This window comes from Hymenobacter mellowenesis (assembly GCF_030581005.1).
Classification (GTDB): domain Bacteria; phylum Bacteroidota; class Bacteroidia; order Cytophagales; family Hymenobacteraceae; genus Hymenobacter; species Hymenobacter mellowenesis.
This window is the reverse complement of record NZ_JAUQSX010000001.1, coordinates 583,371-606,846: the sequence shown is the minus strand read 5'-3', so window position 1 is coordinate 606,846 and position 23,476 is coordinate 583,371. Positions and strand designations below refer to the sequence as shown.

Annotated in this window: 21 protein-coding genes; 10 read left to right on the top strand and 11 right to left on the bottom strand. The window is 63.0% G+C overall.

Going from position 1 to position 23,476, the window contains the following annotated elements; translation table 11 throughout:
- Positions 1–18: 18 nt before the first annotated feature.
- Positions 19–540: a hypothetical protein gene (locus Q5H92_RS02490; protein WP_305009892.1), complete on the bottom strand. Its 522-nt coding sequence runs from the start codon at positions 538–540 to the stop codon at positions 19–21.
- A gap of 174 nt (positions 541–714) precedes the next feature.
- On the opposite strand from Q5H92_RS02490, the gene Q5H92_RS02485 reads away from it, so the two are divergent.
- The 3 genes from Q5H92_RS02485 (at position 715) to Q5H92_RS02475 (ending at position 3,449) form a co-directional block, all read left to right on the top strand.
- Positions 715–1,848, top strand: coding sequence for a hypothetical protein (locus Q5H92_RS02485; protein ID WP_305009891.1), 1,134 nt, complete (start codon positions 715–717; stop codon positions 1,846–1,848).
- Between the two features lie 72 nt (positions 1,849–1,920).
- On the top strand, positions 1,921–2,718 hold the full coding sequence (locus Q5H92_RS02480; RefSeq protein ID WP_305009890.1) for a carboxypeptidase-like regulatory domain-containing protein: 798 nt from the start codon (positions 1,921–1,923) through the stop codon (positions 2,716–2,718).
- A 26-nt stretch (positions 2,719–2,744) separates the two neighbouring features.
- Positions 2,745–3,449 carry a carboxypeptidase-like regulatory domain-containing protein gene (locus Q5H92_RS02475; protein WP_305009888.1) on the top strand — a complete coding sequence of 235 codons (705 nt, stop codon included), beginning with the start codon at positions 2,745–2,747 and terminating at the stop codon, positions 3,447–3,449.
- A 43-nt stretch (positions 3,450–3,492) separates the two neighbouring features.
- On the opposite strand, the gene Q5H92_RS02470 is transcribed toward Q5H92_RS02475, so the two are convergent.
- On the bottom strand, positions 3,493–4,137 hold the full coding sequence (locus tag Q5H92_RS02470) for a hypothetical protein (protein WP_305009887.1): 645 nt from the start codon (positions 4,135–4,137) through the stop codon (positions 3,493–3,495).
- A gap of 288 nt (positions 4,138–4,425) precedes the next feature.
- Between Q5H92_RS02470 and Q5H92_RS02465 the strand changes: the two genes are divergently transcribed.
- Together Q5H92_RS02465 and Q5H92_RS02460 are read left to right on the top strand one after the other, a co-directional pair.
- Entirely contained in the window at positions 4,426–5,178 is a 753-nt protein-coding gene (locus Q5H92_RS02465) for a carboxypeptidase-like regulatory domain-containing protein (protein ID WP_305009886.1), read from the top strand.
- 49 nt (positions 5,179–5,227) lie between these two features.
- Entirely contained in the window at positions 5,228–6,283 is a 1,056-nt protein-coding gene (locus Q5H92_RS02460; RefSeq protein WP_305009884.1) for a lipocalin-like domain-containing protein, read from the top strand.
- 101 nt (positions 6,284–6,384) lie between these two features.
- Here the strand turns inward: Q5H92_RS02460 and Q5H92_RS02455 are convergent, their stop codons facing one another.
- Complete coding sequence (locus tag Q5H92_RS02455) at positions 6,385–7,584, bottom strand: ATP-binding protein (RefSeq protein ID WP_305009882.1); 1,200 nt, start codon at positions 7,582–7,584, stop codon at positions 6,385–6,387.
- A 146-nt stretch (positions 7,585–7,730) separates the two neighbouring features.
- Positions 7,731–8,723, bottom strand: coding sequence for a tRNA dihydrouridine synthase DusB (gene dusB, locus Q5H92_RS02450; RefSeq protein WP_305009881.1), 993 nt, complete (start codon positions 8,721–8,723; stop codon positions 7,731–7,733).
- Between the two features lie 205 nt (positions 8,724–8,928).
- Between dusB and Q5H92_RS02445 the strand changes: the two genes are divergently transcribed.
- Positions 8,929–9,903 (top strand): CPBP family intramembrane glutamic endopeptidase, encoded by a 975-nt coding sequence (locus Q5H92_RS02445; RefSeq protein ID WP_305009880.1) that lies wholly within the window; start codon positions 8,929–8,931, stop codon positions 9,901–9,903.
- 119 nt (positions 9,904–10,022) lie between these two features.
- On the top strand, positions 10,023–10,934 hold the full coding sequence (locus Q5H92_RS02440) for a phosphatidate cytidylyltransferase (RefSeq protein ID WP_305009879.1): 912 nt from the start codon (positions 10,023–10,025) through the stop codon (positions 10,932–10,934).
- A 216-nt stretch (positions 10,935–11,150) separates the two neighbouring features.
- On the opposite strand, the gene Q5H92_RS02435 is transcribed toward Q5H92_RS02440, so the two are convergent.
- Positions 11,151–14,522: a right-handed parallel beta-helix repeat-containing protein gene (locus Q5H92_RS02435; RefSeq protein WP_305009878.1), complete on the bottom strand. Its 3,372-nt coding sequence runs from the start codon at positions 14,520–14,522 to the stop codon at positions 11,151–11,153.
- A 358-nt stretch (positions 14,523–14,880) separates the two neighbouring features.
- On the opposite strand from Q5H92_RS02435, the gene Q5H92_RS02430 reads away from it, so the two are divergent.
- Positions 14,881–16,167, top strand: coding sequence for a Glu/Leu/Phe/Val family dehydrogenase (locus tag Q5H92_RS02430; protein WP_305009876.1), 1,287 nt, complete (start codon positions 14,881–14,883; stop codon positions 16,165–16,167).
- Between the two features lie 246 nt (positions 16,168–16,413).
- Entirely contained in the window at positions 16,414–17,079 is a 666-nt protein-coding gene (locus Q5H92_RS02425) for a phosphatidylserine decarboxylase family protein (protein ID WP_305009875.1), read from the top strand.
- A 76-nt stretch (positions 17,080–17,155) separates the two neighbouring features.
- Here the strand turns inward: Q5H92_RS02425 and Q5H92_RS02420 are convergent, their stop codons facing one another.
- The 6 genes from Q5H92_RS02420 to ribD all read right to left on the bottom strand — a co-directional run bounded on the left by Q5H92_RS02420 (position 17,156) and on the right by ribD (position 22,549).
- A complete protein-coding gene (locus Q5H92_RS02420) occupies positions 17,156–18,106 on the bottom strand; it encodes a carboxypeptidase-like regulatory domain-containing protein (protein ID WP_305009874.1) in 951 nt (316 codons plus the stop codon).
- Between the two features lie 261 nt (positions 18,107–18,367).
- A complete protein-coding gene (locus Q5H92_RS02415) occupies positions 18,368–19,546 on the bottom strand; it encodes a glutathionylspermidine synthase family protein (protein ID WP_305009873.1) in 1,179 nt (392 codons plus the stop codon).
- Between the two features lie 97 nt (positions 19,547–19,643).
- The gene (locus Q5H92_RS02410; protein WP_305009872.1) at positions 19,644–20,321 is read right to left on the bottom strand and encodes a Cj0371 family chemotaxis-regulating polar lipoprotein; all 678 of its coding nucleotides are present in this window, start codon (positions 20,319–20,321) and stop codon (positions 19,644–19,646) included.
- A gap of 116 nt (positions 20,322–20,437) precedes the next feature.
- Positions 20,438–20,854: a hypothetical protein gene (locus Q5H92_RS02405; RefSeq protein ID WP_305009871.1), complete on the bottom strand. Its 417-nt coding sequence runs from the start codon at positions 20,852–20,854 to the stop codon at positions 20,438–20,440.
- Between the two features lie 26 nt (positions 20,855–20,880).
- Positions 20,881–21,363 (bottom strand): free L-methionine (R)-S-oxide reductase MsrC, encoded by a 483-nt coding sequence (gene msrC / locus Q5H92_RS02400; RefSeq protein WP_305009869.1) that lies wholly within the window; start codon positions 21,361–21,363, stop codon positions 20,881–20,883.
- Positions 21,364–21,514: 151 nt separating this feature from the next.
- Positions 21,515–22,549, bottom strand: coding sequence for a bifunctional diaminohydroxyphosphoribosylaminopyrimidine deaminase/5-amino-6-(5-phosphoribosylamino)uracil reductase RibD (gene ribD, locus Q5H92_RS02395; protein WP_305009868.1), 1,035 nt, complete (start codon positions 22,547–22,549; stop codon positions 21,515–21,517).
- Between the two features lie 55 nt (positions 22,550–22,604).
- On the opposite strand from ribD, the gene prmC reads away from it, so the two are divergent.
- Positions 22,605–23,462 (top strand): peptide chain release factor N(5)-glutamine methyltransferase, encoded by an 858-nt coding sequence (gene prmC / locus Q5H92_RS02390; RefSeq protein ID WP_305009867.1) that lies wholly within the window; start codon positions 22,605–22,607, stop codon positions 23,460–23,462.
- Positions 23,463–23,476 lie beyond the last annotated feature (14 nt).

The window sequence follows — 23,476 nt, the reverse complement described above, 5'->3', positions numbered from 1 at the left end:
CCGCCGCCCGCCCGCGCCTTACCAGTATGTCGGGTTCAGAAGGCCTTGCAGCAAGGCCCCGCCCACGTTCAGCACGGCCGAGCTACGGCCTACCTGCATCGGAATTCCAACCGAAAAAGCGCCCAGCCCACCGTAGCTGCCGTAGGGCAGCGCCCCATACGGCGCATTGCGCACCGCCAGCGGCGCAAATCCCGCATTGGCGGGCAGGCCGGCCGCATCGAGCCCGGTGAGCGCACCGGTGCCGTAGGTGGGCACGCGGTAGGGCGCAAAACTGTATTGCACGTAGGGCCGGGCCCGGCCGCCCGTGCGGCTGCCCAACTGGTAGCGCAGAAACGGCTGCACGCCGTAGCCGTAGCTGCTCGTAGCGGGCAGGGGTAAGTAGGTGCCCACCACGTAAGTGCCCGTCAGGAAATGGCCTCTGCCAGGCGGCGCCGGAGCCGGCACTTCCAGCCCGACGGCATTGGCCGCGCCCGTTTGAGCGTGGCCGATGGCCGGGAGCGCCAGAAGCGCCAGCGGGGCAAAGCGAGACAAGACAAGCATGGCCGGACGATGAGGTGGAGAAGAGAACCCCAAGGTACTGAATTTTACGAAGCTGCCAGACCAAAAAAGGTGACAAGGGATATGAATAAAATAAATATAAAGTTGAATATTTATGCTGTGGTGGTCGCGTTGCAGCGGTAGCAGGCTTGTCATTTCTTTCGCCCAATCTGACTTATGAAACCGTTCGTTTTTATGTGGCTAGTGGCGAGCACCGCCATGGCCTGCGACAGTCCTGCCGCCACCCAGGCCACCGCCGAGCCCGCGCGGCTGGCCCCGGCCGTACCAAATCAGCCCGATGCTATGAACCCCGCTACGCCACCGCCGCCCGCGCCCTACACGGTGCGCGGCATCATCGACCCGGGCCTGCACAACATGGTGGCCTTTGCCATCAAGGTGCCGCGGGGCTGGCAGTTCCGGCAGCAATTCACCCGCAAGTGGAACGGCGCGCAGCCGGTCAATCAGATATCGCTGAAGCTGCTGGCGCCGGGGGGCGCCCAACAGGTTGATTTCCTGCCCGAGCGGCCATACTATTATCAGGACGGGCCCACCTCGCGGAGCCTGCGCCAGCAGGCCATTTCGATGGGCATGCCCATGCCGCAACACGACGAGTACGAACTGGCGCCCATGACGCCGCTGCTCTACATCCGGCAGGTGCTGCTGCCCAACCTGGCCCGGCAGGGCCTGACCATCCAGCCTACCGGCTCGCAAGAGCAGCCGGCGCATGCCACCGGTGCCGGCGCCACATCGGCCACCGGCTACGTGGATGGCCGCCTGCCCAACGGCCGCATGGCGCGGGTGGAAGTGGTGCTGAACACGCAGGCCCGCAACATGAACGGGGAGGTATACTACAACTGGGCCGCGCTGCCGTCGATAACCCAGGCCAGCGCGGGCGAGCTGGCCGCTGCCTATGGCCAGACCCAGGCGGCGCGCAAGTCGTTCAGCATCAATCCGGCCTGGCAACGGGAGACGCAGCAGCTCAGCCAGCAAGGGCAGGCCAGCAACCAGCGCATCACGCAGCAGGACCAGAAAGCCTACGAGGCTTTTCAGCGGCACGAGCAGCAGCTCAACGAGGGCATGGCGGCCGACCGGGACCGGTCGCAGCGGCAAATTGCCGAGGGCCGGGGCGACGTGCTCAGCGGCAAAGCCCGCTACGACAACACGGCCACCGGCGAGCGGTACCGCGTCGATGACCGGTACAACCACGTGTACCAGGACCGCAACGGCGCCTTGCACGGCAGCAGCGTGCCGCTCGATGCCGCCGCCCTCAACTGGCAGGAGCTGCAGCGGGTAGAAATGAGCGGCTACTGATTATTAGCCGGCGGCGTGTGCAAAGCGGGCCGGGCCGGCATCAGCCTTGATGTCGCCCTGCACGCTTTGCTTATGGCCCGTAACATTTCTCTTCAGATTCCGCAGCCCTGCTCCGAAAGCTGGGCTGCCATGACGCCCACCGCCCAGGGCCGCCACTGCGCCGCCTGCCAGCAAACGGTGGTCGACTTCACCCTGAAAACCGATGCCGAAATCCTGGCCCTGCTGGCCGATGCCGCGGGCAGCCGCACCTGCGGCCGTTTCGCGGCGGGGCAGCTCGGGCGACCGTTGCAGCGCGCCGCCCCGGCTGCCCCAATGCCGGCGCGCTGGCGCACCTGGCTGGCGGCCGCGGCGGCTTTGTGGGCCGTGCGCGAGGGCGTGGGAACGGCGGCCAAAGCGCAGGTGCCTACGGAAGTGCGCAAGCTGAGCAAAGTGGCTTTGCGCCCCGAGGAGGTGCGGGCCGAGCGCAAGCCGGAGAAGGAAGACGCATTGCCGGCGCCTTGGGTGTTGAAGGGAATGGTACAGGATTCAGTTACGCGCGAGGGGCTGCCGGGCGTGACCGTATTGATTAAAGGCACCACGACAGGAACTTCGACCGATGCCAGCGGCCAGTTCAGCCTGACGGTACCGGCTGAAAACAGGTTGACTGGATTGGTACAGCTGCAAATTACCTATCTCGGCTACGTAACCGAAGAGAGGCTAATAAGTGCCAACGCTCCAGTTGCGCCTGTGCTACTAAGAGCTGATGTGAAGGGCTTGATGGAAGTGGTTGTTGCGGGTGGGGTGCACCTGTCGCGCCCGTGGCCGTGGCACCCGCGCAGCTTCCTCTACTGGGGCAAATACTGGCTTACGCGCCCCTTCCGGCGCGGTTAAGCCGCCAAAAACACTACATTAGCCGCATGACTTCCAGCCAAGCCCCCCGCATTCCGCAGCCCTGCCCCGAAAGCTGGGCCGCCATGACGCCCACTGCCCAAGGCCGCCACTGCGCCGTGTGCGCCACCGAAGTGGTCGATTTCACTCGCATGAGCGAAGCCGAGGTGCTGGCGTTTCTGGCGGCGCGCTCCGGCCAGCGGGTGTGTGGGCTGATGGCTGCCCCGCTCACGCCCCGGCCCGCCGCGCGGCTGCAGGGCCCCCGGCGCTGGCTGTGGGCCGCGCTGGCGTTGCTGGGCTGGCACCCGGTAGCCTCCTGCGCCAGCAAGCCGCCCCAGGCCCCGCCCCCCACGCCCACCGCCGCCGTGGCCGACCCGGCCGCGTCGCAGAAATCCATTGTCATCCGCGGGCAGGTGCTAGATGGCGAGAAAGGGCCCGGCGTGGCGGGCGCCTTCGTCTTCATCAACAAAACCGAATACGGCGCGACCACCGACGAAAACGGCCGCTTCGAGCTGGTGCTGGCCTCCAGCTGGGCGCCCGTGAAGGCCGGCGCCCTCACCCTACACGTGCAGGGAAACCCGTTCGAACTCAAGCCCCAGGACGTGCCCGTGAACGTGCGGACGGCCGTGCAGCCCATCGAACTCAAAATCAAGCTGCAGTCGACCGAGGGGCGCGGCCACATCATGGGCCGCATGGTGCCGCCCGTGCCGCCCATGACGCCGCCGCGGGGCTAGCGGAAAGCCACCGTGGAGCGAAATGAGGCGCTGGGTTGGTTGCTTAAAACTGGTAGTCGAGAGATAGCAGCCCGAAAGCCATGGAGCCGGGACTGAACCCCAGGTACCAACCAAAATCGGGCCCCAGAAAGCTGGATTCTAACCGGTAAATGCTGGAATCGAAGTCGGGCTGGGGGCGTGGGTTGCCCCGGTAGCCGAGCAGGGCGTTGACGAGCAAGTGGCTTTTGGTGGCTTTGCGCACCAGGTAGCGCCGGTACCCCAGCCCGATGCCGCCGCCCATGCTCACGGCCTGGTACCGGTATTCGGTGTACTGTTTGGTCTTGATGTTGACCAAGTCCGCCGTCTGTTCAACATGGAGCAGGCTGAGTTGGCAATGGAAGTACAGGCCCGTGGGAAACGGCCGTTTCACGAAGTAGCGGTAGTAAACCGTTGCTTGCGGGCCTTTGTAGCCCTCAATTACGCCGTAGTGGTAGCTGCCCAGCAGGCCCACCGCGCTGTGCGGGCCCACGCCCCGCTCGTAGCCCAACTGCGTTTTGTAGAACAGCTCGGCGGGCGAAAGCGAGACAATGTTGCGACCAACGGATGCTGGCGGCTCCCTCGGAGCCTGGGCGTGGCTGGCGTGCGCGTAGCCCGTTGAGAGCAATAGCAGCGCCGCGCGCCAGAACAACAGAGGGTAGCGTGCTTTCATGGCCTGAACTACGGAAATATTTCTCCAGCTTTCCAACACATAAATCAGCCAATGAGGACTTTGCGCAAGTGCCCTTGCGAGACACGAAGTGGCGCGCAGGTGCCTGGCCTGCACTTTTGAGGTGAATAAAAAGGACTTTAGTGAAATTTCTCCCGGCCTCCTTTTTTTCCCGGGCCAACGTGGTGCCACTTTTCGCCAGCCGCGGCGGCCGTAGGCGTTGTGTGGAATTTGGAATTGCGCGCGTGCTTATTGACTCACCATTAAGGCCTTGCCGCCTATATTTGGCGCATGCCCGAAACGACTATTCACCTCCCCAGCCCCTGCCCGGAAAGCTGGGCCGCCATGACGCCCACGGCCACCGGCCGCCACTGCGCCAGCTGCCAGGAAACCGTGGTGGACTTCACTCGCATGAGCGAGGCCGAGGTAGTGACGTTTCTGCGGCAATACCCAGCCGTGAGCTGCGGCCGGTTTCGGAACGACCAACTCGACCGGCCTTTGCGGGCGCCGGCCCGGGCCGTGGGCGGCTGGCGGCGCTGGTGGGGCGCCACGCTGGCGCTGCTGGGCCTGGGGGCGCTGGCCGGGCCGCAGGCGCGCGGGCAGGCCGCGCCCCCGGCATACTGGGGCGGGCCACTGCCAAAAAATATGACGCCGCCAGCCAATGCGGGCGCGGCATCGGCCGAACGCCCCGACTCGGTGGCCCGCGCCCAACCAGCGGTGGCGAACGATATCGCTGCACTAACCATTCGGGGCGTGGTGTATAATGCCCATGGCAAGCCCCAGGCGGGCGTTACCGTGAGTTTGTGGTCGGCTATGTCCGGTGATTTTGACACCACCACCGATGACCAGGGAAGGTTTCAATTGGTAGTGCCTGCTGCCGCGCTCGGCGACGAGCCGAACGTGGGGGCTTATCACTGGAAGGAGGTGGGCTGGTATTACCAGATGGCCAGTGCGGCCGTCGACCCAACCGGCCAGAAGCCGAGCCTGCTTTACCTGAAAAACCATTTGAAAAGAAAGGTGCATTCGGCAGGCAAATTCCGCTAGCCCCGGCTTGTACCAAACCTTTCTGCCCCAAAAAGCCTTCTCAAGGGGTATGAAATTCCTGCGTTTCGCCCTGCTGCTCACGGTTGCCACTGCCTGTTCCATCCTCAAGCCCACCACTAAAAACGACCTTTTTCCTGGCCGCGCCCAGCTGCCCCAGGAAGAAGCACCGCACGTGAATAACTCGCTGGAATGGTGGTATTTCACGGGCCACCTCAAGGACGTGAAAACGGGTGAAACCTTCGGCGTGGAATACGTTTTCTTCCACTTCAACCCCAGCGGCAAGCAAGACCAGCAGATGGTGCACTTCGCCCTCACCGACCCGCAAACCCAACAGTTTCGTTACGACTATTACCTCGGCAAGCTGCCCCAGCCGCTCACGGCCACCTTGCCGCTTAGCCTGGCCCAGCCCAAAGCCGCCCAAACCTGGACGATGACCGGCCAGGAGGGCACCTACCAGCTGCAAGCCCGCATGACCAACCACGCCGGCCAGGCCATCAGCCTGCGCACCACGCCCACCAAGCCCGTGCTGCTACACGGCGGCACCGGCTACGAGCAGTACGGCCCCGTGGCCCAGGCCGGCTACTACAGCTACCCGCGCCTGGCCACCACCGGCACCATCGAAGTAGCCGGCAAAACGCACGAAGTGACTGGCGAGCTGTGGTACGACCGCCAGTGGAACTGCGGCGGCGTGAACAAGAAAAACGTGGCCTGGGACTGGCTCAGCCTGCAGCTCGACGAGCCCCGCGAGGAACTGATGCTCTACACCGTGCACGACACCCAGACCGGCCAGCACATCGGCGGCGGCTCGCACTTCGGCGCCAAGGGCGAGAACCTGCACCTCGCCGAAGCCGATTTCAAGCTGGAGCCCCTCACGTACTGGACCAGCCCCGTTTCAAAGAAAAAATACCCCGCCACCTGGCACATCAGCGTGCCCAGCAAGGGCTACGAGCTGACCGTGACGCCGTTGGTGCCTAACCAGGAACTGAACCTGCGCGTCTTCAAAGTGCTGAACCTGCGCTATTGGGAAGGCATGTGCCGCGTGACGGGCACCCACAACGGCCAGCCCGTGACGGGGAATGCGTATGTGGAAATCACGAACCGTTAGTCATTTAACATTTATCAATTAACATTTAACAGCCGTTCTGTCGGACCAATTGGGGCCAGCAGAACGGCTGTTAAATGTTAATTGATAAATGTTAAATGAAATCACTGGTTCAGCACGACCCGGAAGGTGGTGCCGCGGCCCATCTCGCTCCACTTCACGAAGAGCTGGCCCTCGTGGTAGTTCTCGATGATGCGCTTGGCTAGGGCCAGGCCCAGGCCCCAGCCGCGCTTCTTGGTGGTGAAGCCGGGCATGAACACGCTTTCCATCTTGTTTTTGGGGATGCCCTTGCCGGTGTCGGTGATGTCGACGGCCACCTGGCGGGGCGGGGCGCCGCGCCGGTACCAAGTGCGGCGCGTACGCACCCGCCGCAGGTGCAACGTGATGGAGCCGCGGCCGTCCATGGCATCGACGGCGTTTTTGCAGATGTTTTCGATGACCCAATCAAACAGCGGCACGTTGATGCGGGCGGGCGTGTCCATCGGCAGGTCGGATTCAATCTTGAAGATGACTTTTTTCGACACCCGGCTTTGCAGGTACTCGATGGCGTTGCGGGTGGTCTGGAACAGGTTTTCGTCCTTCAGTACCGGCACGGAGCCGATGTTGCTGAACCGCTCGGTGATGATTTCCAGGCGCCGGATGTCCTTGCCCAGCTCCTCCACAATGGGCTCGTTTTTGAAGCGGTCGGAGTCGCGCAGGTAGTTCTGCCAGCCCACGAGGCTGCTGAGCGGCGTCCCCAGCTGGTGAGCCGTTTCTTTAGCCAAGCCCACCCACACGCGGTTTTGCTCGGCCCGGCGCGAGGAGCTGAACGCGAAGTAGGCAATGACGGCCAGGCAGCCGATGACCACCAACTGCACCAGCGGGTAGGTGCGCAGCTGCCGCAGCAGCTGCGAGTCGCGGTAGAAAATGTAGTTGCGCGCCCCGGCCCCCAGCTCCACCACAATGGGCGGGTGCAGCAGCTTCATCTTGGCCAGCTCCTGCTGCAGCACGGCCATCGAATCGGCTTCGGGCAGGTGCGGCGGCATGTCGATGTTCTTGGCGCTGACAACGTTGGTGCCGTCGGTGAGGATGACCGGAATAGTGGTATTGCCGTTGATTATTTGGTCGAAAATGAACGGGTTGATGGTTTCCGAATTAACGGTGAATTGCTGGGCCTTGGCGTAGAGCTGAATCTGCTGCTGCTCGCGCTCGGCCACCCGTTTCACCAGCCAATTGGTGTAGATGACGGTGGCCGCGCCGATGAGCAGCGCCAGCACCGCAATCAGGATTTTGATGCGGGTTTTCTTTTCGTAAATCGGAATCATCAACAGGGTTTCAATTGGAATAAATAGCACGTCATGCTGAGCGCAGCCGAAGCATCTCTACCGCAGTAGTAACTCAATGGTTGGTTTACTATTGCGGTAGAGATGCTTCGGCTGCGCTCAGCATGACGTGCTACGAGGACGTTCTATCACCCCACCAGCACGGCGTCGCTGTTGGCAATTTCCTGCAGAATCTCATACACTTCGGCCGGCGTGCCCACATCCACCAGGCGGGTGCGCCAGGCCTTGGCGCCCTCCAGGCCGCGGAAATAGTGCGCGTAGTGCCGGCGCATTTCGAAAACGCCCACTTTCGGGCCTTTCCACTCCACGCTGCGGTCGAAGTGCATCTGGCACATGGCCACGCGCTCTTCCAGCGTGGGCGGGGCCAGGTGCTGGCCGGTGGCCACGTAGTGCTTCACCTCGCGGAAAATCCAGGGGTAGCCGATGCTGGCCCGGCCTATCATCACGCCATCCACGCCGTAGCGGTTTTTGTATTCGAGGGCTTTTTCGGGCGAGGTGATGTCGCCGTTGCCGAAGATGGGGATTTTGATGCGCGGGTTGTTTTTGATGCTGGCGATGAGGCGCCAGTCGGCCTCGCCCTTGTAGAGCTGGGCGCGGGTGCGGCCGTGCACGGTGAGGGCCTGAATGCCGACGTCCTGCAGGCGCTCGGCCACCTCTTCCACGTTTTTGGTGCCCTCGTCCCAGCCCAGGCGGGTTTTCACGGTCACGGGCAGGTGGGTGCTTCGGACCACGGCGGCCGTCATGGCCACCATTTTGGGAATGTCCTGAAGCAGGGCGGCGCCGGCGCCGCGGCAGGCCACCTGCTTCACCGGGCAGCCGTAGTTGATGTCGATGAGGTCGGGGCCGGCTTCGGTGCTGATGGCCGCGCACTCGCCCATCGTTTCCACGTCGGAGCCGAAGAGCTGGATGCCGATGGGCCGCTCGTAGTCGAACACGTCGAGCTTCTTGCGGCTCTTGGCGGCGGCCCGGATGAGGCCTTCCGAGGAAATAAACTCGGTGTACATCAAGTCGGCCCCGTTGGCCTTGCACACGGCGCGGAAGGGCGGGTCGCTCACGTCCTCCATGGGCGCGAGGAGCAGGGGGAAGTCGGGGAGGGAGATGTTGGGACCGATGTTGACCACGGGGGATATCGAATTATGGTATTCAGAACGTCATGCTGAGCGCAGCCGAAGCATCTCTACCGCGCAACTAACCAAGCCAATTGGATTTACTATTGCGGTAGAGATGCTTCGGCTGCGCTCAGCATGACGTTCTGATGTGACGTGCTATTCAAGCCTAAGTTAAAAACTGCGGTAAATTTACGCCCTTCCCAACTTGCACCCCGCTATGAAAGGTTTCCTGCCCCGCACGCTGCACCCCGGCCTGCAGATACTGCTGCTGCTGGGTTTCATGGCTTTGGCCCTCTGCGTGGCCTATGCCGTGATTTTTGCCTGGGGCATGGGCGGCTTCGGGCTGTCGGTGGGCGAGCTGATGGCGGCCCTGCAAAACCCCGCCGGTTCGCCCGCCGGCTGGGGCGTCATGATGATGGTGCAGGGCGTGACGCTGGGGCTGGTGTTTGGCGGGGGCGCGCTGGCGCTGGCTTCGGCGCTGGGCTACGGCTGGGCCGCGTATTTCAGCCCGCGCCGGCTGGGGGCGGGCTGGTGGCTGCTGGCGGCGGGCGCGCTCATGCTCGTCCTCATGCCACTGATGTCCGTCGTCATTGCCTGGAACGCGGGAGCGCACTTCCCCGGTTTCCTGCACGATTTTGAGGGCTGGGCCCGCGCCAGCGAAGACCGCGCCGCCGTGCTTACCAAGTTCCTCACCCGGTTCAATTCCGGGACGCGGTTTGCGGTGGCCGTGGTGGTGGTGGCGCTGGTGCCGGCCGTGGCCGAGGAACTGGTGTTTCGGGGCGTGATTCAGAAAAACCTGGTGCGCTGGTTTTCGCCGCATGTGGGCGTGTGGCTGGCGGCGGCCATTTTCTCGGCCATTCACGTGCAGTTTTTCGGGTTTGTGCCGCGCTTTCTGCTGGGTTTGGTGCTGGGCTACCTGTACCTCTGGAGCGGCAATATTCTGGTGAGTATGGCGGCCCACTTCACCCAAAACGCCTTCCAGCTGCTGCTGGTGTACCTCACGCAACGCGGCCAGTTCGGCTGGGGCTTCGACCCTGATTCCAACGAAGCGCTGCCGTGGTGGCTGGTGCTGCCCTCGGGCCTGCTCACGGCGGCCCTGCTCTACGTGCTGAGCCAGCGCATGGCAGCGGCCCCGGCCCCGCCCACCCAAATGCTCACCCTCAGCAGCGAGGGGGTGAAAAGAACGGTGTAGAGACGCATACTTGCGTCTCGTCGTTGAACGATAAACACCTTGAATGACCCTAGCCGCACAGATTGAACAACATCAACAACGACGAGACGCAAGTATGCGTCTCTACATCCCTTTCCACCTTGCCTGACTCTACACCTCCGATTCCCACCGAAACCTCCGCCGAAAAAGGCGGCCCCAGCAACCTGCAACTGCGCCTACTCTGGGGCATCATCGGGGCCGCGCTGCTGCTGGGTAGCGTCTGGTTCAGCCCCGTCACGTTCGGGCTGTTTTTCGCCGCCGTGCAGGCCGTGATGCTCTGGGAGTTCTACCGCATGATGCGGGCGGGCGGCTACGCGCCGGCTACGTGGATTGGGGTGGTAATGGGCACGACAACCTTTTTGGTTACCTGCTCAACCCAAGTTTATTCCTCAATGAAAGATGAATTGGGAGAGCTGTGGGGCGTTTCCGTATTTGGGGTCGTAGTCTTTTTTCTATTGGTGCTGCCAATCCTATTGATAATTCGTGAAATGTTGGTTTGGCCTAAATTCAAACAGCCTTTCGTAAATATTGCTACAGTGATTGGGGGACTGCTATACATCAGCTTTCCAATGACTATGCTGGTGTTCATATCACTCAGTAAGGCCAATACCTACGACTACCGCCGCATCTTCGGCCTGCTCTTTCTCATTTGGGCTTCCGACATTGGTGCCTACGCCGTGGGCCGGGCCATCGGCAAGCACAAGCTGGCCCCTAAAATCTCGCCCGGCAAAACCTGGGAGGGCTGGGCCGGTGGCTTCGCGATGACCTTACTGGTGGGCTGGGCCATCGGCTTCATGCTGCCCGACATGCCGCTCACGCACCGCCTTGTGGCGGCCGGCGTGGTGGCCGTGTTCGCGCCGCTTGGCGATTTGGCCGAGTCCATGCTCAAGCGCAGTGTGGGGGTGAAGGATTCGGGCAGCATCATGCCCGGCCACGGCGGCCTGCTCGATAGGTTCGATGCGTTTCTGCTGGTGCTGCCGGTGCTAGCGCTGCTGCAACTGCTGGCAGAGTAGGGCAAGGTGAAACCATAGAAAAAGCCCCGCGGCCTGATTGGCGGCGGGGCTTTTTCTATGGAATGTGCAGAGCAGTATCGGAGTCTTTGCTGACCTTTAACGGCGTAGGGGCGGGGCTTGCCCCCGCCTGGTCGTTGAACGGTAGTCATTGCATCGGCGCCGGTATCCGGACGGCGCGAGCGTCCGGGCAGGGGCAGGCCCCGCCTCTACGTCGTTCTACTCCACCACCAGCTTCTTCACCACCGTGCCCAGGTCCGTGGTCAGGCGCATGGAGTACACGCCAGCGGCCACCTCGCTGAGCGGTAGCGCGTGCACGGCCACCCCGGCGGGCAGCACCTGCTGGCGCACCACGCGGCCCAGGGCATCGACCAGCGCCACCGTCACGGGCTGGCGGCTCAAACCCAGCGGTAGCTCGATGTTTACCTGCTTGGTGGCGGGGTTGGGGTACAGGGCCACTTGTTGGGCTAGGCCGGCTGGCGCGGTAGCCAGCACTTGCAGCGCACCAAACACCAACTCAAAGCGCGTGGTGTTGAGTGCCGCCGCATTGGCTACGGTGAAGCGGTAGCTGGGCTGCTGGCGCAGGTCGGTGAGAGTGCCGAGCTGCAGGTCGCGCAGGTACACAGGTACGGTGCTCAGATTCAGCATTTCGCCCACATTGAAAGTGTAAATCCCCGCGGCCGGCACGCCCACGGCCAGCGGTACCACGCGCACGGCCACGCCCAACTCGGGCTGGCCGTCGATGCTGAATTGATGGCTGCTCTGGCTGGTGGCCAGGTTGAGGCCCGAGGGGTTTGGCAGCTTCTCGGCATCGAAGGAACGGTCGAAGCCGCTGGTGGCGCCGCGCTCGAAGTACACCGTGGCCTCATCGGCCAGTGGGCTGCCGGCACCTTGCAGAGTGAGGCGCAGCAGCGGCCGGGTTTCGGCGGTGCTGCGCTGGAAGGTGGTGCCGTTGGCCGCCGTCAGGCGCTGGCTGTTGCGGAAGGTGAGCGTGGCCGAACTCTGCCCGGCCGCCACGCGGGCGAAAAAGCCCTGGCCCACCGGCAGCACCGAATTGCCCACGCGGTTGACGTAGCTGCGGTACTGGCCCGCGTACTGCCCGGTGCTGGCATAGACGTAAATGGCGTCGTCGAGGCCCGCGCGGTCGGCCGCATCTACCAAAGAGTAGTCGAGCGGGGCAGGGTAGGGGTTGCCCACCAGCTGCCAGCCGCCATCGGTATAGGTAGGGCGGCTGCTCGTGAGGGCCAGCGTGAGCGGGCCATCGTTGAGCGCGCCCCGAAAATCGACCAGCTCCCCGGCCCCGATGTTCACAGTGTAGCCCCGGCCCACGGTCAGCGCATCGGTGGTGGCGCTTGACGAGAAAAAGCCTTTGTCAAAGGAAGTTGTGGCGTTGGTCAGAGCCAACCGGCTGTCGTCGTAGCCGTACACCGTGGGGAAGGGCGTGATGCTGTTGGGCACAGCAGCCGAGTTGTAGGCCGCATTCAGCACCGGCGCGAAGCCGCCGCCCTGGGCTGCCGTGTTTAGGTCAGCCACGGTGGTGTTGCTCACCGGCGAGGAATAATGGCGGTAGCCCAAGCCCGGGTTCAAGCTGGGGTCAATGGCGCGCTGCACCGTTACGACGCCATTGACCAAGCCGCCGCTGTTCACCACCAGTCCGTCATTAGCCACACCGCCGCTCACGCTGGAAAGCAGCGTCAGCCGCTGGCCGTTCGTGGTCAGGTTGCCCAGCAACGTGAGGGCGCCCTGGAAGCTGGTGGGTGTGCCCAAGCTGGCCCCGGCGGCGCCAATGCTCAAGCCCTGCACCCGCAGCGGGCTGCTGCCGCCCAGCACCTGGCTGGCGCTGCCGGTGGTGGCCAGCGTGCCGCCGGTAGCCGTCCAGGTGCCGTTGTTGGTCAAATTGCCCGTTAAACTCAGGGTGCCGCCGCTCTGCGTGAGCGAGGCGCCGCTACTCACCACTAGGGCGCGGGCTACAGCCGTGCCGGTGCTCAGTACCGGGAAGCGCGTAACGGCCACGCTCGGAACGAGGGCATCGAGGGTGGCCACCGGCACGCCGCCGGTCCAGTTGCCGGCCGTCAGCCAGTCGGTGCCGGCCGCGCCGGTCCACAGGTTGGCGTACTCGTAGGCGCCCAAGTCGGGGGCGCTGCCGGTGTAGGTGAAGTTGGTGGGGTAGTTGGCCATGGTGCCCGCGTCGATGAGGGCGCTATTGCCCGCCAGGCGCAATGTCTGGATGATGGGCAGGCTGCCGTCGGCCTGGCGCGGGGCCCGCAGCAGGGTGGTATCAATGCTAAGAAAGTCGCTGCTACTCACCGTCACGCCCACGCCGTTGGGCGCGAAGGTGTTATGGTCGACGGTGCTGGTGGTGGCGTCGCAATTGGTGAGGTCGGCGCCTGCTATGGCCGGGCTGTAGCTGATGTTGTTCTGCACAATGTGGCCGTAGCCGGGCACGTCAGTGTTCGTCGCCAGGCTGGCATTGCCGCGGTTCAGCATGTTGTAGTTGGCGCTGCTCGAACCACTGCCGTTGCGGTAGGCCGTGTTGTCGACAAAGGTGAGCCCGCCCAGGTGGTGGTTGGCGTAGAACCCGTTCGCCTTGTTGCGCACCGACACGCAGCCCTGCACCACGTTGCGCGGAATGGGGTTGGGCACGCTGGGGTTGGCCCCCACGCCGTAGCCGCCTGCCTTGAAGCCGTTGCCATCGCCGCGGCTCACGAATTTCGGCGTGTACCCGTTGTAGAAAGCCCAGCAGTTCTCAAACGTGACGGCCGCGTTGTTCGAGATGCAGTCGAAGCCGTCGTCGCTGTTTTGCCAGGCGCGGCAGCCGCGAAACACGTTGCCGGTATAAGTAATCTGGTTCACGTGAGCCCCGAAGCCGTCGACGTTGCCGCCGTTGGCCGTGCCGGTGGAGTTGGGCGCGTTCACGTTGTCGTTGTTGCGGTAGGCGTCGCAGTTCAGCACCAGGGTATTGCCCCCGCGCGTCATGTAGAAGCCGATGGCCTGCCCGTCGTGCATGCTCAGCCGCTCGAAGATGTTGTTGCCGGTCGCCCCGCTCTGCGACACGCAGATAGACAGCGTATTAACAGTAGAGCTCACCAGGGGCACTCGCAGCCCCACTATTTCCAGCCCGCGAATGTGGATGTAGCCGCCCGTCACCTCAAACGCGCTGAGGCGGTAGGGGGGCGGGTTCGGGGCCCCGGCGTTGGTGGCGTTGGGGTCGACGTTGGCGTAGTTGAACACCGGCTGCTCGCCGGGGTAGGCCCAGTAATTGACGCGTTTGCCGGCTACGCCGCTGATGTTCAGGAGCGTGATGTAGGCGTAGTTGCCGTTGGCAACGGTCGAATAACCGGCTATGTGCGAGTTCTGCATCATGTACGTGCCGCCGCGGATATACACCGTGTCGCCGGTGCTGATGGTCGTGGTAGAAACGGGCGTAGAATTGGCCAGCATCACCGCCTGCGCCCGCTGAACGGTGAGAAAGGGCGACGTAATCGTGCCGGGGTTGGTGTCGCTGCCCGTCGGGGCCACGTAAAACTTGGTGGCGAATGCCGGGCCGCAGCTCAGGGCCAGCAGCAGGGCCAGAAGGTAATGTTTAACCATAAGGATGTGGGAATTAAAGTTTGGGATGAACTTACATGGGCTGTTTCCCGGCACTCTCCTGCACCGTCAGGCCCGAACAATATTTTGGCGCTGATAATGTGCGCGGTAGCCGAAAGCAACGGGCTTATAATCAACAGAAAATTGCCTTGTGCGTTGAAACATTATTCTGATTGTCAATTATTTGAAGTAGGCGCGTTGTGCCGGTTGCAACTTCGTGCCGGCGGCCTTCGGTTGCGTGGACATATCCCCAAACGTTTGCAGGGAATTCCTTCATCCTCCCGACAAAAGCAATACCTTTGCGGCCCTAAAACGTATCCATCATCCCACCCAACGCTTCTCAAACCAACCCCCCTTCCGCATGGCAGCCCACACTGTGTATAAAGAGCCCGCGCCCTTAATGGACCGCGAAAACCCGCTCGAATCGATGATGTCGCGCTTCAACATCGCGGCCGAAATCCTTGGCCTTGATGACGAAACCTACAACGTGCTCAAAGCGCCCGACAAACAGGTTATCGTCAACATTCCGGTGACGATGGACGACGGCAAGATTCACGTTTTTGAAGGCTACCGCGTCATTCACAATACCATTCTGGGCCCGAGCAAGGGCGGCATCCGCTACGATAAGAACGTGCACCTCGACGAGGTGAAGGCCCTCGCGGCCTGGATGACCTGGAAGTGCGCGGTGGTCGACATCCCCTACGGCGGCGCCAAGGGCGGCATCATCTGCGACCCCACCACCATGAGCGCCGGCGAAATTGAGCGCATGACGCGCGGCTACACGCTGGCCCTGAAAGACATTTTCGGCCCCGACCGCGACATTCCGGCCCCCGACATGGGCACCGGTCCCCGCGAAATGGCGTGGCTGATGGACGAATTCTCGAAAACCAACGGCATGACCTCGCCCGCTGTAGTGACCGGTAAGCCGCTGGTGATGGGCGGCTCGCTGGGCCGCACCGAGGCCACCGGCCGCGGCGTGATGGTGTCGGCCCTGGCCGCCCTCAAGAAGCTCGGCTTGAAGCCGACGGAAGTATCGGCCGCCGTGCAGGGCTTCGGCAACGTGGGCTCTTGGGCGGCGGTGCTGTTGCACCAGCAAGGCGTAAAAATCAAGGCGGTGTCGGACATTTCCGGCGCTTACTGGAACGAGGATGGCATCAACATCGACGAGGCCATTGCCTACAAAAACGCGCACAACGGCCGCCTTGAAGGCTTCAGCGGCGCCACGCCGATGAACCCCGACGACCTGCTGACCTCGGCCGTAGACGTGCTGGTGCCCGCTGCCGTGGAAGACGTCATCACCGAGCACAACGCCCACGACATCAAGGCTAAGCTCATCGTGGAGGGTGCCAACGGCCCCACCTCGGCCTCGGCCGACCCGATTATCAACGAGAAGGGCATCATGGTGGTGCCGGACATCTTGGCCAACTCGGGCGGCGTCACGGTGTCGTACTTCGAGTGGGTGCAGAACAAGCAGGGCTTCAAGTGGACGCTGGAAATGGTGACCGAGCGCGCCGACCGCATCATGTCCGACGCCTTCGAGAAAGTGTACCAGACCAGCCAGAAGTATAAAATCCCGATGCGCATCGCGGCCTACGTGGTGGCCATCGACAAAGTAGCCCAGACCTACAAGTACCGCGGCGGCTTCTAAGGACCGCGGATTTAGCGGATTTAACGGATTTTTGTGGTTCGGCTCATGATGGGTCGCCCGCTTCCAACCGTTTTTAAAATCCTGACGTAATTGCTTATGAAAAGGCACGGGCCATAAGGTTCGTGCCTTTTTGGTTTTCCTGCCGACCTTTGTTTGCCGGAATTCACCCCGACCCCTCATCTTAGCGGCTGTTCGGAACCACAAAGAATCTGCTCAATCCGTTAAAATCTGTTCAATCCGCGGTTCATGAAAATACATAAAGAAGGACGACGCATTCTGTTCGTCACGCTGCTGATTTTGCTGACGCTCAACCTGCTGATGTTCTATTTCAACAAAGGCAATGTGCTGGTGAACCGCTTGTTTGCGGGCGCCACGGTCATCATCTTTTTGCTGATTCTACAGTTTTTCCGGAGCCCGTTCCGGCACATGTTCACCCACGAAGACCTGCTGATTGCGCCGGCCGACGGCAAGGTGGTGGTGATTGAAAACGTGTTTGAGCCCGAGTATTTTGAGGACGAGCGCAAGCAAATCAGCATTTTCATGTCGCCCATCAACGTGCACGTGACGCGCAACCCGATTTCGGGCCTCGTGAAATACTTCAAGTACCACCCCGGCAACTACCTCGTGGCCTGGCACCCCAAAAGCAGCACCCAAAACGAGCGTACCACCGTGGTGGTGGAGTCGGATGCCGGCCCGCTGGTGCTTTTCCGGCAAATTGCCGGGGCCATGGCCCGCCGTATTGTGTGGTACGTGAACGAGGGCGACGAAGTGAGCCAGGGCGAGGAGTTCGGCTTCATCAAATTCGGCTCGCGCGTGGATGTGTTCGTGCCGCTCGATACCGAAGTGAAAGTGGAGCTGGGCCAGAAAGTGAAGGGCGGCGAAACCGTCATTTGCCAGCTGAAAGTGGGGTAAATTCAGGCGCCCAATTCCTGCCACATTATAAGAAGCCCGGCCGCTCTGGTCGGGCTTCTTGCTTTTGGGCCATGCCTCAGTCGGGCAATACCAGCGCCTGAATCATCGGGTTTTCGGGGCCGTGGCCGGGCCGCATCACCGGGAAGCGGTGCCAACCCCGCCCGGCGGTGTACGACCAGGCGAGCGGCTCCTGCTCCTCGGTGCCTTCCAGAAACTGCCCGTACCAGATGTAGGTCTTTTTCGTCTTATCGGCTTTGTTCGTCACCTCGTATTCGCAGAGGTATTTGGCGTCGGTGAATACCCATTCCATGGCCACGTAGAAGCCGGTGGCGGGCAGCCGCAGGTTGCGGGCGCGCAGGTCGACGGTGTGCCAGCCAGTTTTGCGAGTGGCCGCCGTGAGCAAGGTGCTATTGAGCAGGTCGGTGCCGGGCGCGCCATCGGGTCCGTCGGCGGCGTAGAGGCGCACCCGAAACGGAGCCGTGTTGCGCAGCTTGTGGTCGCAGGGGCCCAGCGCCGCCACCAGGCCGTTGTCCATGTAGAAGCCGACGGACTGGAAATAGCCGGGCGCCGTCGCCGGGAAGAAGCGGGCTATCTGGTGGCCGCCGCGCCGGGCTGCCTCGCCCGAGGAGCTGAACCGCAGTGAATGGCTGCTGCCGGTAGCCCCCAGCAGCACGGGCGTGCTTGGGGCGGGCCGCACCTGCACCTCGGCCAGGGCCACGGGCGCGGCGCTGAGCACCAGTTGAACGGGCCCGCTGCCGGGCACAGGCACACGGCGCCGGCTATAGCCGAGGGCCGATACGGTCAGGGAATCGGTAGCCACGGGCGCGGCGGACAGCTCCAGGGAGAAGCGCCCCTGTAAATCGGCTTGCACCCCGGCTTTTTGGGTGAGCAACTCGACCACAGCGAAGGGCACCGGCTGCGCCGTGGTGGCGTCCGTCACCACGCCGGTGAGCGGCGCCTGCTGGGCCCGGGCTGCCATGGGCAGCAGGGCCAACAGAAAACAACGGTTGAAATAGGGGATGGGCAAAGGTGAAAGAAGCTCAGGATGGAGCAGAGCTGCGGAAAGGAGAAACCAGGTCGATTTTTGGTTGCAAGTGCCTCCGCGCTGCCTTGGAAATGGGCATCGGAAAGTCAGGCAAAAAAAGGCCGTCATGCAGAGCGCAGCGAAGCATCTCGCGTGCAATTACTAATCATTGACATTGTCACGATTAAGTTACTACCACACGCGAGATGCTTCGCTGCGCTCTGCATGACGACCTTTTTTGCCTGGTCTATTGGATATAAGGCATTATACCAAGACGTGCGGCACAAATTCTGACAGGTTGGTGATGAGTCCCACGTCGCGGCGGAAGCCGAGGGCGCAGGCCTCGCCGGCCCAGAACACGCCGGCCTGGTAGCGGCGGCCCTGCGCGTCGGTGGGTAGCTCGGCCCAGCGCTGGTAGAGTTGGGGCTGCTGGCCGAACTCGCCGGGCACCTCGGCGCCGGGGCGGCCATCGGGCTGGATTTCGGTCACGTTCTGGCCTTCGCGGCCCAGCAGGGGCTTGCGCACGTGGTGGCCGGGCAGCGGGCTCAGGCTGGCTTCGAGCAGTAGCGGGTGGTGCGGAAACGTGTCCCAGAGGTGCGCCAGTAGGGCTTTGCTCTGGAAAAGGAGGGTGTAGGCGGGGTTGGCCGTCAGCACGTCGCGGGTGAGCTGCAGGTGCACGAGGTCGGCGGTGAGGTCGGGTTCTTCTTCGGCCAAAATTTCCCAGGGCACCAGCTTGAACAGGAAGTCGAACCGTTGCCACTCGCCGGGCACCGATTCGGCCCATACGCCCCGGTCTTCGCCCGCCACCGAAACCGTCATCGCATCCACGGGGCAAATGAAAACGTCGGCAAAGCCGGCCGCGCGGGCGGCCTCGGCCAGCACGGCGCAGTTGGCTTCGTCCTCGGCGCTGCCGGGCAGGTGCACGAGTAGGAGGGTGGCTTGCCGGTCGTGGTTGAGGGCGCGCCAGTGGCGGAACTGGTCCTCCAGGCACTCAAACAGGCCGTTGGCCTGCCGGTCATCGTCCGACTGGCCGGCGGCTACCAGGCTGGCCCACTGCACCACGGCGGTTTCGGGCAGGCTGGTGGCGGTATCGGCGTTGAATTCCAGCAGCTTGGGGCCCTCGGCGGTGAGAGCCAGGTCGAAGCGGCCGTAGAGGTGCCAGTGCCGTTCGTCGTTCCAGGAGTGGCGCACAGCTTCCCACAGGTTGGCCGGAATGGCCAGCTTTTGCAGCAGCTCATCGGGGATGGGGTCGGGGATGGACTCCACCAGCATGTCGTAAAGTGTGTCGGCGGCCTGGAGCAGGGTTTCGGCCTCGGCTTCGGTAAGCTGCACGGCTTCGCGGGCCACGTAGTGCTGGCAGGCATCTTCAATGGCCCAGTCCCAGCCCAGTGTCCGCACGGCCGGGGCCACGTCGCCGGAAAGGGGGAGGAGGTTTATTGTCATTTAACAATTAACATTTATCATTTAACAATTCGGTCAGGAAATCAAATAGTGTGTAGGTGAGAGTGTTAAATGTTAATTGATAAATGTTAAATGAAAATTACCCCCCAAAGCCCCGGAAGCCGCCGCGGCTGCCGAAGCCGCTGCTGCGGCCGGACGGCGCGCTGCTGCGAAAGCTGGGCCGCGGCGCGCTACGCATCGTGGAGCGGCTTTCCTGAATGCCCGCCGTGGGGGAAGCGTTGCGGCCCGTGAAGCCGCGCCCGAAGAAGCCGCGGCCGTTTTGGCGCTCGTTGGTGATGCTGTTGCGCCAGCCCTGGTTTTGCTGCATCACGCCGGGGTTGGCGTAGTAGGCGGGGTTGGGCGTCATGTAGCGGCCGGCCATGTAGCCGATGCTGCTCCACATCAGCACGTTCATCAGGCCGTTGCCCTGGGCCCGGTTTTCGGGGTTTTGGCGACTGTAGTCCTGCATCTGGCGTTGCAGGGCCTGGCCTTGCAGGGTGTCGGTTTTGCCATCGGCGTGGTGCAGAATGGCGGCCACTTCCTCCTTGCCGGCCGGGCGCTCGGCCGTAATTTTCCATTCGCCGGGCGTCACTTCGGTCATTTCCGTGATGACGCCCTGGCTGTAGGTTTCGCCGCCCCAGCTGCCCTCGGCGCCGTTGTCGTCGGTGCGGGCGTTGTCGTTGGAACAGGCGGGCAGGGCCAGGCCGAGGCTGCTGGCGGCGGCGAGCAGCAGCACGTTGCGTCGCCAGTCGCCGAGGAGGTGGAAGTGCTTTTTCATAGAGTGGGCAAAGAATGAATGGCCCCTCTCAGGCCAATGAGAAGGTTTAAGTGGAGCAGCCTGCTAAACGAAGCAGAGCTTGCTGGATGGCAGTGCGGATGAATCTTCTTGGCTTTTTACTGCAACTCTGCCAATGAGAACTCAAAAGTTTGGGCGTTGGTAGTGGACGCTACGATGTATTCGTGGTCGGTTTGAATCCGTATCCGTACGGCATCAAAATCCTGCGGATTCTTCAAATCAACCACGAGGAGGCGGGCCAGCTTCTTCAGGCGGCTGGCAAGCGTATCGGGCTCGGTGGGTTGCCGCTTGGGGTTTAGCAGTAACAAATCAAGATACGTGCGCGTGGAGTCATTCGCCGTGGCGCGCTCAGTGCTCAGGCTTACTGTTTCGGCTTCAAAAGCGAGGGTTTGCGCATTGAAAACGTCGTCGTTGGCATGTTTGAAATCAGCGCCGGGAGCAAATTCCATGTTGCACGAAGCCACCAAACCGCTGAGTAGCACGAGCAACACCCCGGTCAGCAAACGAGACATCATAGGGAGCCTGAGCACGCAAGCCAGCTTTAGAACCACTGCCCCGCCAGCTGCATTAGCTGCTCCAGCGCCTGCTGGTCGTCGGCGTCGAAATCGTTGAGCTGGTCGCTGTCCACATCGAGCACGGCCACAACCTGGCCGTTTTTGAGGATGGGCACCACGATTTCCGACTTCGACTCCGAGCTGCAGGCGATGTGGCCGGGAAAGGCTTCCACGTCGGGCACGAGCAGGGTTTTGGCCCGCGCCCAGCTGGCGCCGCACACGCCCTTGCCGTGCCGGATGCGCGTGCAGGCAATGGGCCCCTGGAATGGGCCCAGCACCAGCTCATCGCCTTTCACGAGGTAAAAACCCACCCAGAAAAACCCGAAAGCCTGCCGCAGCGCCGCCGCCGTATTGGCCAGGTTGGCGGTTAGGTCGGGTTCGCCGGTGGTGAGGGCTTCGATTTGGGGCAGCAGCTGCCGGTACTGTTCGGCTTTGGTGAGGGTGGTGTCGAGGGCGAGGGTTTCGGCCATGATGGGTTTTAGTTGTTGGTTGCTCACGGACGCCTGTCATCCTGAGCTTGCGAAGGACCTTATCGCACGTGGGTAATTTGAATTACAGCGAGCTGCGCTCAAATGTGATAAGGTGCTTCGCAAGCTCAGGATGACAGGCGTCGAAGAAGAATTACTCGTTCACGTACCGGAACAGCTTATCCGGCCCAACGTTTTCGGTGCTGCGCAAGCCGCCGAAGCCGATGCGTGGCGCGGCAATGCCCTGCCCCAGCTTCATGGGCGACCGGAACACCCGGATTTCGTCCCACAGGCCCGCGTTCAGCAGCGCGTTGAGCACTGTGGGGCCGCCCTCCACCAGCACCGACTGCACCTGACGCTCATACAGGTCGGCCAATACCTGCGGGATGAGGTCGTCGGCTTCGGAGAGGTGCACCAGGTCGAGGTTGGCCTTGTGGTAGGGCTGGCGGTAGGTGTAGATAAGGGTGGGCTGCGAGCCGTCGAGCAGGTGGTGGGTGGGCGGCAAGCTCAGGTTTTTGTCGATGACAAGGCGCGTGGGCTGCTGGCCAGGCCAGTCGCGCACGCTCAGGCGCGGGTTGTCGTGCAGGGCCGTGCGGGTGCCCACCAGAATGGCCTGCTCCTCGGCCCGCCACTGATGGGTGAGCAGGCCCGCCTGCGGCCCGCTGATTTGAACCGGCTGGAAGTAGCGCCCGGCCAAAAAACCGTCGGCCGTTTCGGCCCATTTCAGCACCAGATGAGGCCGCTTTTTCTCGTGAAACGTGAAGAAGCGTCGGTTCAGCCAGCGGCCTTCCTCGGCCAGCAGGCCAGTTTCGACGTGTACGCCGGCGGCGCGCAGCTTCTCCAAGCCGCGGCCCGCCACCAGCGGAAACGGGTCGTCGTTGCAAATCACCACCTCGGGCACGCCCCGGGCAATGAGCAGGTCGGCGCAGGGCGGCGTTTTGCCGTGGTGGGCGCAAGGCTCTAGCGTCACGTACACGCGGCTTTGCTTTAATAATTCCTGGTCGGCCACGGCGGCCAGGGCGTTTACTTCGGCGTGGGGGCCGCCGTACTGCTGGTGCCAGCCCTCGCCGATGATGCGGCCCTGGTGCGTCACCACGCAGCCCACCAACGGGTTGGGACGGGCATGGCCCATGCCGAGCTGCGCCAACTCCAGGGCGCGGCGCATGAAAGGGACGTCTTCGGTTTTCATGAGTGTGAAGGTAGGGCCCGTGCCGTAGCTACGCCATGGGCCTACATTTGTTCCGATGACCACGCGCCAGTTCACCACCGACTTTGCTAAGGCCCTTCAGCCCCACTACCCCGAGCGTGAGGCCCAGGCCATTGCCGCGCTGGTGGTGGAGCACCTGCTTGGTATCGATTCCCTGCAGCGCATGATGGACGCCCAGGAGGCCGTGCCCGCCGCCGCCGAGGCCGCCCGGCCCGCGCTGCTGGCCCGCCTGCTGGCCCACGAACCCGTGCAATACGTGCTGGGCACCGCCTACTTCGCCGACATGGAGCTGGAGGTGACACCCGCTACGCTCATTCCGCGCCCCGAAACTGAGGAGCTGGTGCACCTCATCACGCAGGAACAGAAAGGCCGCGCCGGCCTGCGCCTGCTCGACGTGGGCACTGGCTCGGGCTGCCTGGCGCTGGCGCTGGCCCGCGCGCTGCCCGGCGCCGAGGTGCTGGCCGTGGATATTTCGGCCGATGCGCTGGCCGTGGCCCGCCGCAACGCCGCCCGCTATGCCCCGGCCGTGGCCTTTCAAAAGGTTGATATTTTGCAGACGCTGCCCGCCGGCCTGCCGCCCGGCACCCTCGATATGCTGGTGAGCAACCCGCCCTACGTGCGCGAAAGCGAACGAACGGAGATGCGCGAAAACGTGCTGGCCTGGGAGCCCGCCACCGCCCTCTTCGTGCCCGACGAAGACCCGCTGCTCTTTTACCGCCGCCTGGCCGAGGTGGGCCGAGGGCTGCTGCGTGCTGGTGGGGCTATTTATTTGGAAATCAACGAAGCACTGGGTGCGGAAACGGCTGCTCTGTTGATGCCCGCTGATTTTGAGAACGTGTGCGTGGTGCCCGATATGTTCGGGAAGGCGCGGATGGTGCGCGGCACCCGGCGGTAGGCCACCCGGGATGC

Coding starts and splice junctions, on each gene's coding strand:
- Q5H92_RS02470 (WP_305009887.1), bottom strand. CDS start 4,137: ATGAAAGCACGCTACCCTCTGTTGTTCTGGCGCGCGGCGCTGCTATTG.
- Q5H92_RS02425 (WP_305009875.1), top strand. CDS start 16,414: ATGAAAATACATAAAGAAGGACGACGCATTCTGTTCGTCACGCTGCTG.
- Q5H92_RS02445 (WP_305009880.1), top strand. CDS start 8,929: ATGAAAGGTTTCCTGCCCCGCACGCTGCACCCCGGCCTGCAGATACTG.
- prmC (WP_305009867.1), top strand. CDS start 22,605: ATGACCACGCGCCAGTTCACCACCGACTTTGCTAAGGCCCTTCAGCCC.
- Q5H92_RS02405 (WP_305009871.1), bottom strand. CDS start 20,854: ATGATGTCTCGTTTGCTGACCGGGGTGTTGCTCGTGCTACTCAGCGGT.
- Q5H92_RS02490 (WP_305009892.1), bottom strand. CDS start 540: ATGCTTGTCTTGTCTCGCTTTGCCCCGCTGGCGCTTCTGGCGCTCCCG.
- Q5H92_RS02465 (WP_305009886.1), top strand. CDS start 4,426: ATGCCCGAAACGACTATTCACCTCCCCAGCCCCTGCCCGGAAAGCTGG.
- ribD (WP_305009868.1), bottom strand. CDS start 22,549: ATGAAAACCGAAGACGTCCCTTTCATGCGCCGCGCCCTGGAGTTGGCG.
- Q5H92_RS02475 (WP_305009888.1), top strand. CDS start 2,745: ATGACTTCCAGCCAAGCCCCCCGCATTCCGCAGCCCTGCCCCGAAAGC.
- Q5H92_RS02435 (WP_305009878.1), bottom strand. CDS start 14,522: ATGGTTAAACATTACCTTCTGGCCCTGCTGCTGGCCCTGAGCTGCGGC.
- Q5H92_RS02485 (WP_305009891.1), top strand. CDS start 715: ATGAAACCGTTCGTTTTTATGTGGCTAGTGGCGAGCACCGCCATGGCC.
- Q5H92_RS02455 (WP_305009882.1), bottom strand. CDS start 7,584: ATGATTCCGATTTACGAAAAGAAAACCCGCATCAAAATCCTGATTGCG.
- Q5H92_RS02430 (WP_305009876.1), top strand. CDS start 14,881: ATGGCAGCCCACACTGTGTATAAAGAGCCCGCGCCCTTAATGGACCGC.
- Q5H92_RS02410 (WP_305009872.1), bottom strand. CDS start 20,321: ATGAAAAAGCACTTCCACCTCCTCGGCGACTGGCGACGCAACGTGCTG.
- msrC (WP_305009869.1), bottom strand. CDS start 21,363: ATGGCCGAAACCCTCGCCCTCGACACCACCCTCACCAAAGCCGAACAG.
- Q5H92_RS02460 (WP_305009884.1), top strand. CDS start 5,228: ATGAAATTCCTGCGTTTCGCCCTGCTGCTCACGGTTGCCACTGCCTGT.
- Q5H92_RS02480 (WP_305009890.1), top strand. CDS start 1,921: ATGGCCCGTAACATTTCTCTTCAGATTCCGCAGCCCTGCTCCGAAAGC.
- Q5H92_RS02415 (WP_305009873.1), bottom strand. CDS start 19,546: ATGACAATAAACCTCCTCCCCCTTTCCGGCGACGTGGCCCCGGCCGTG.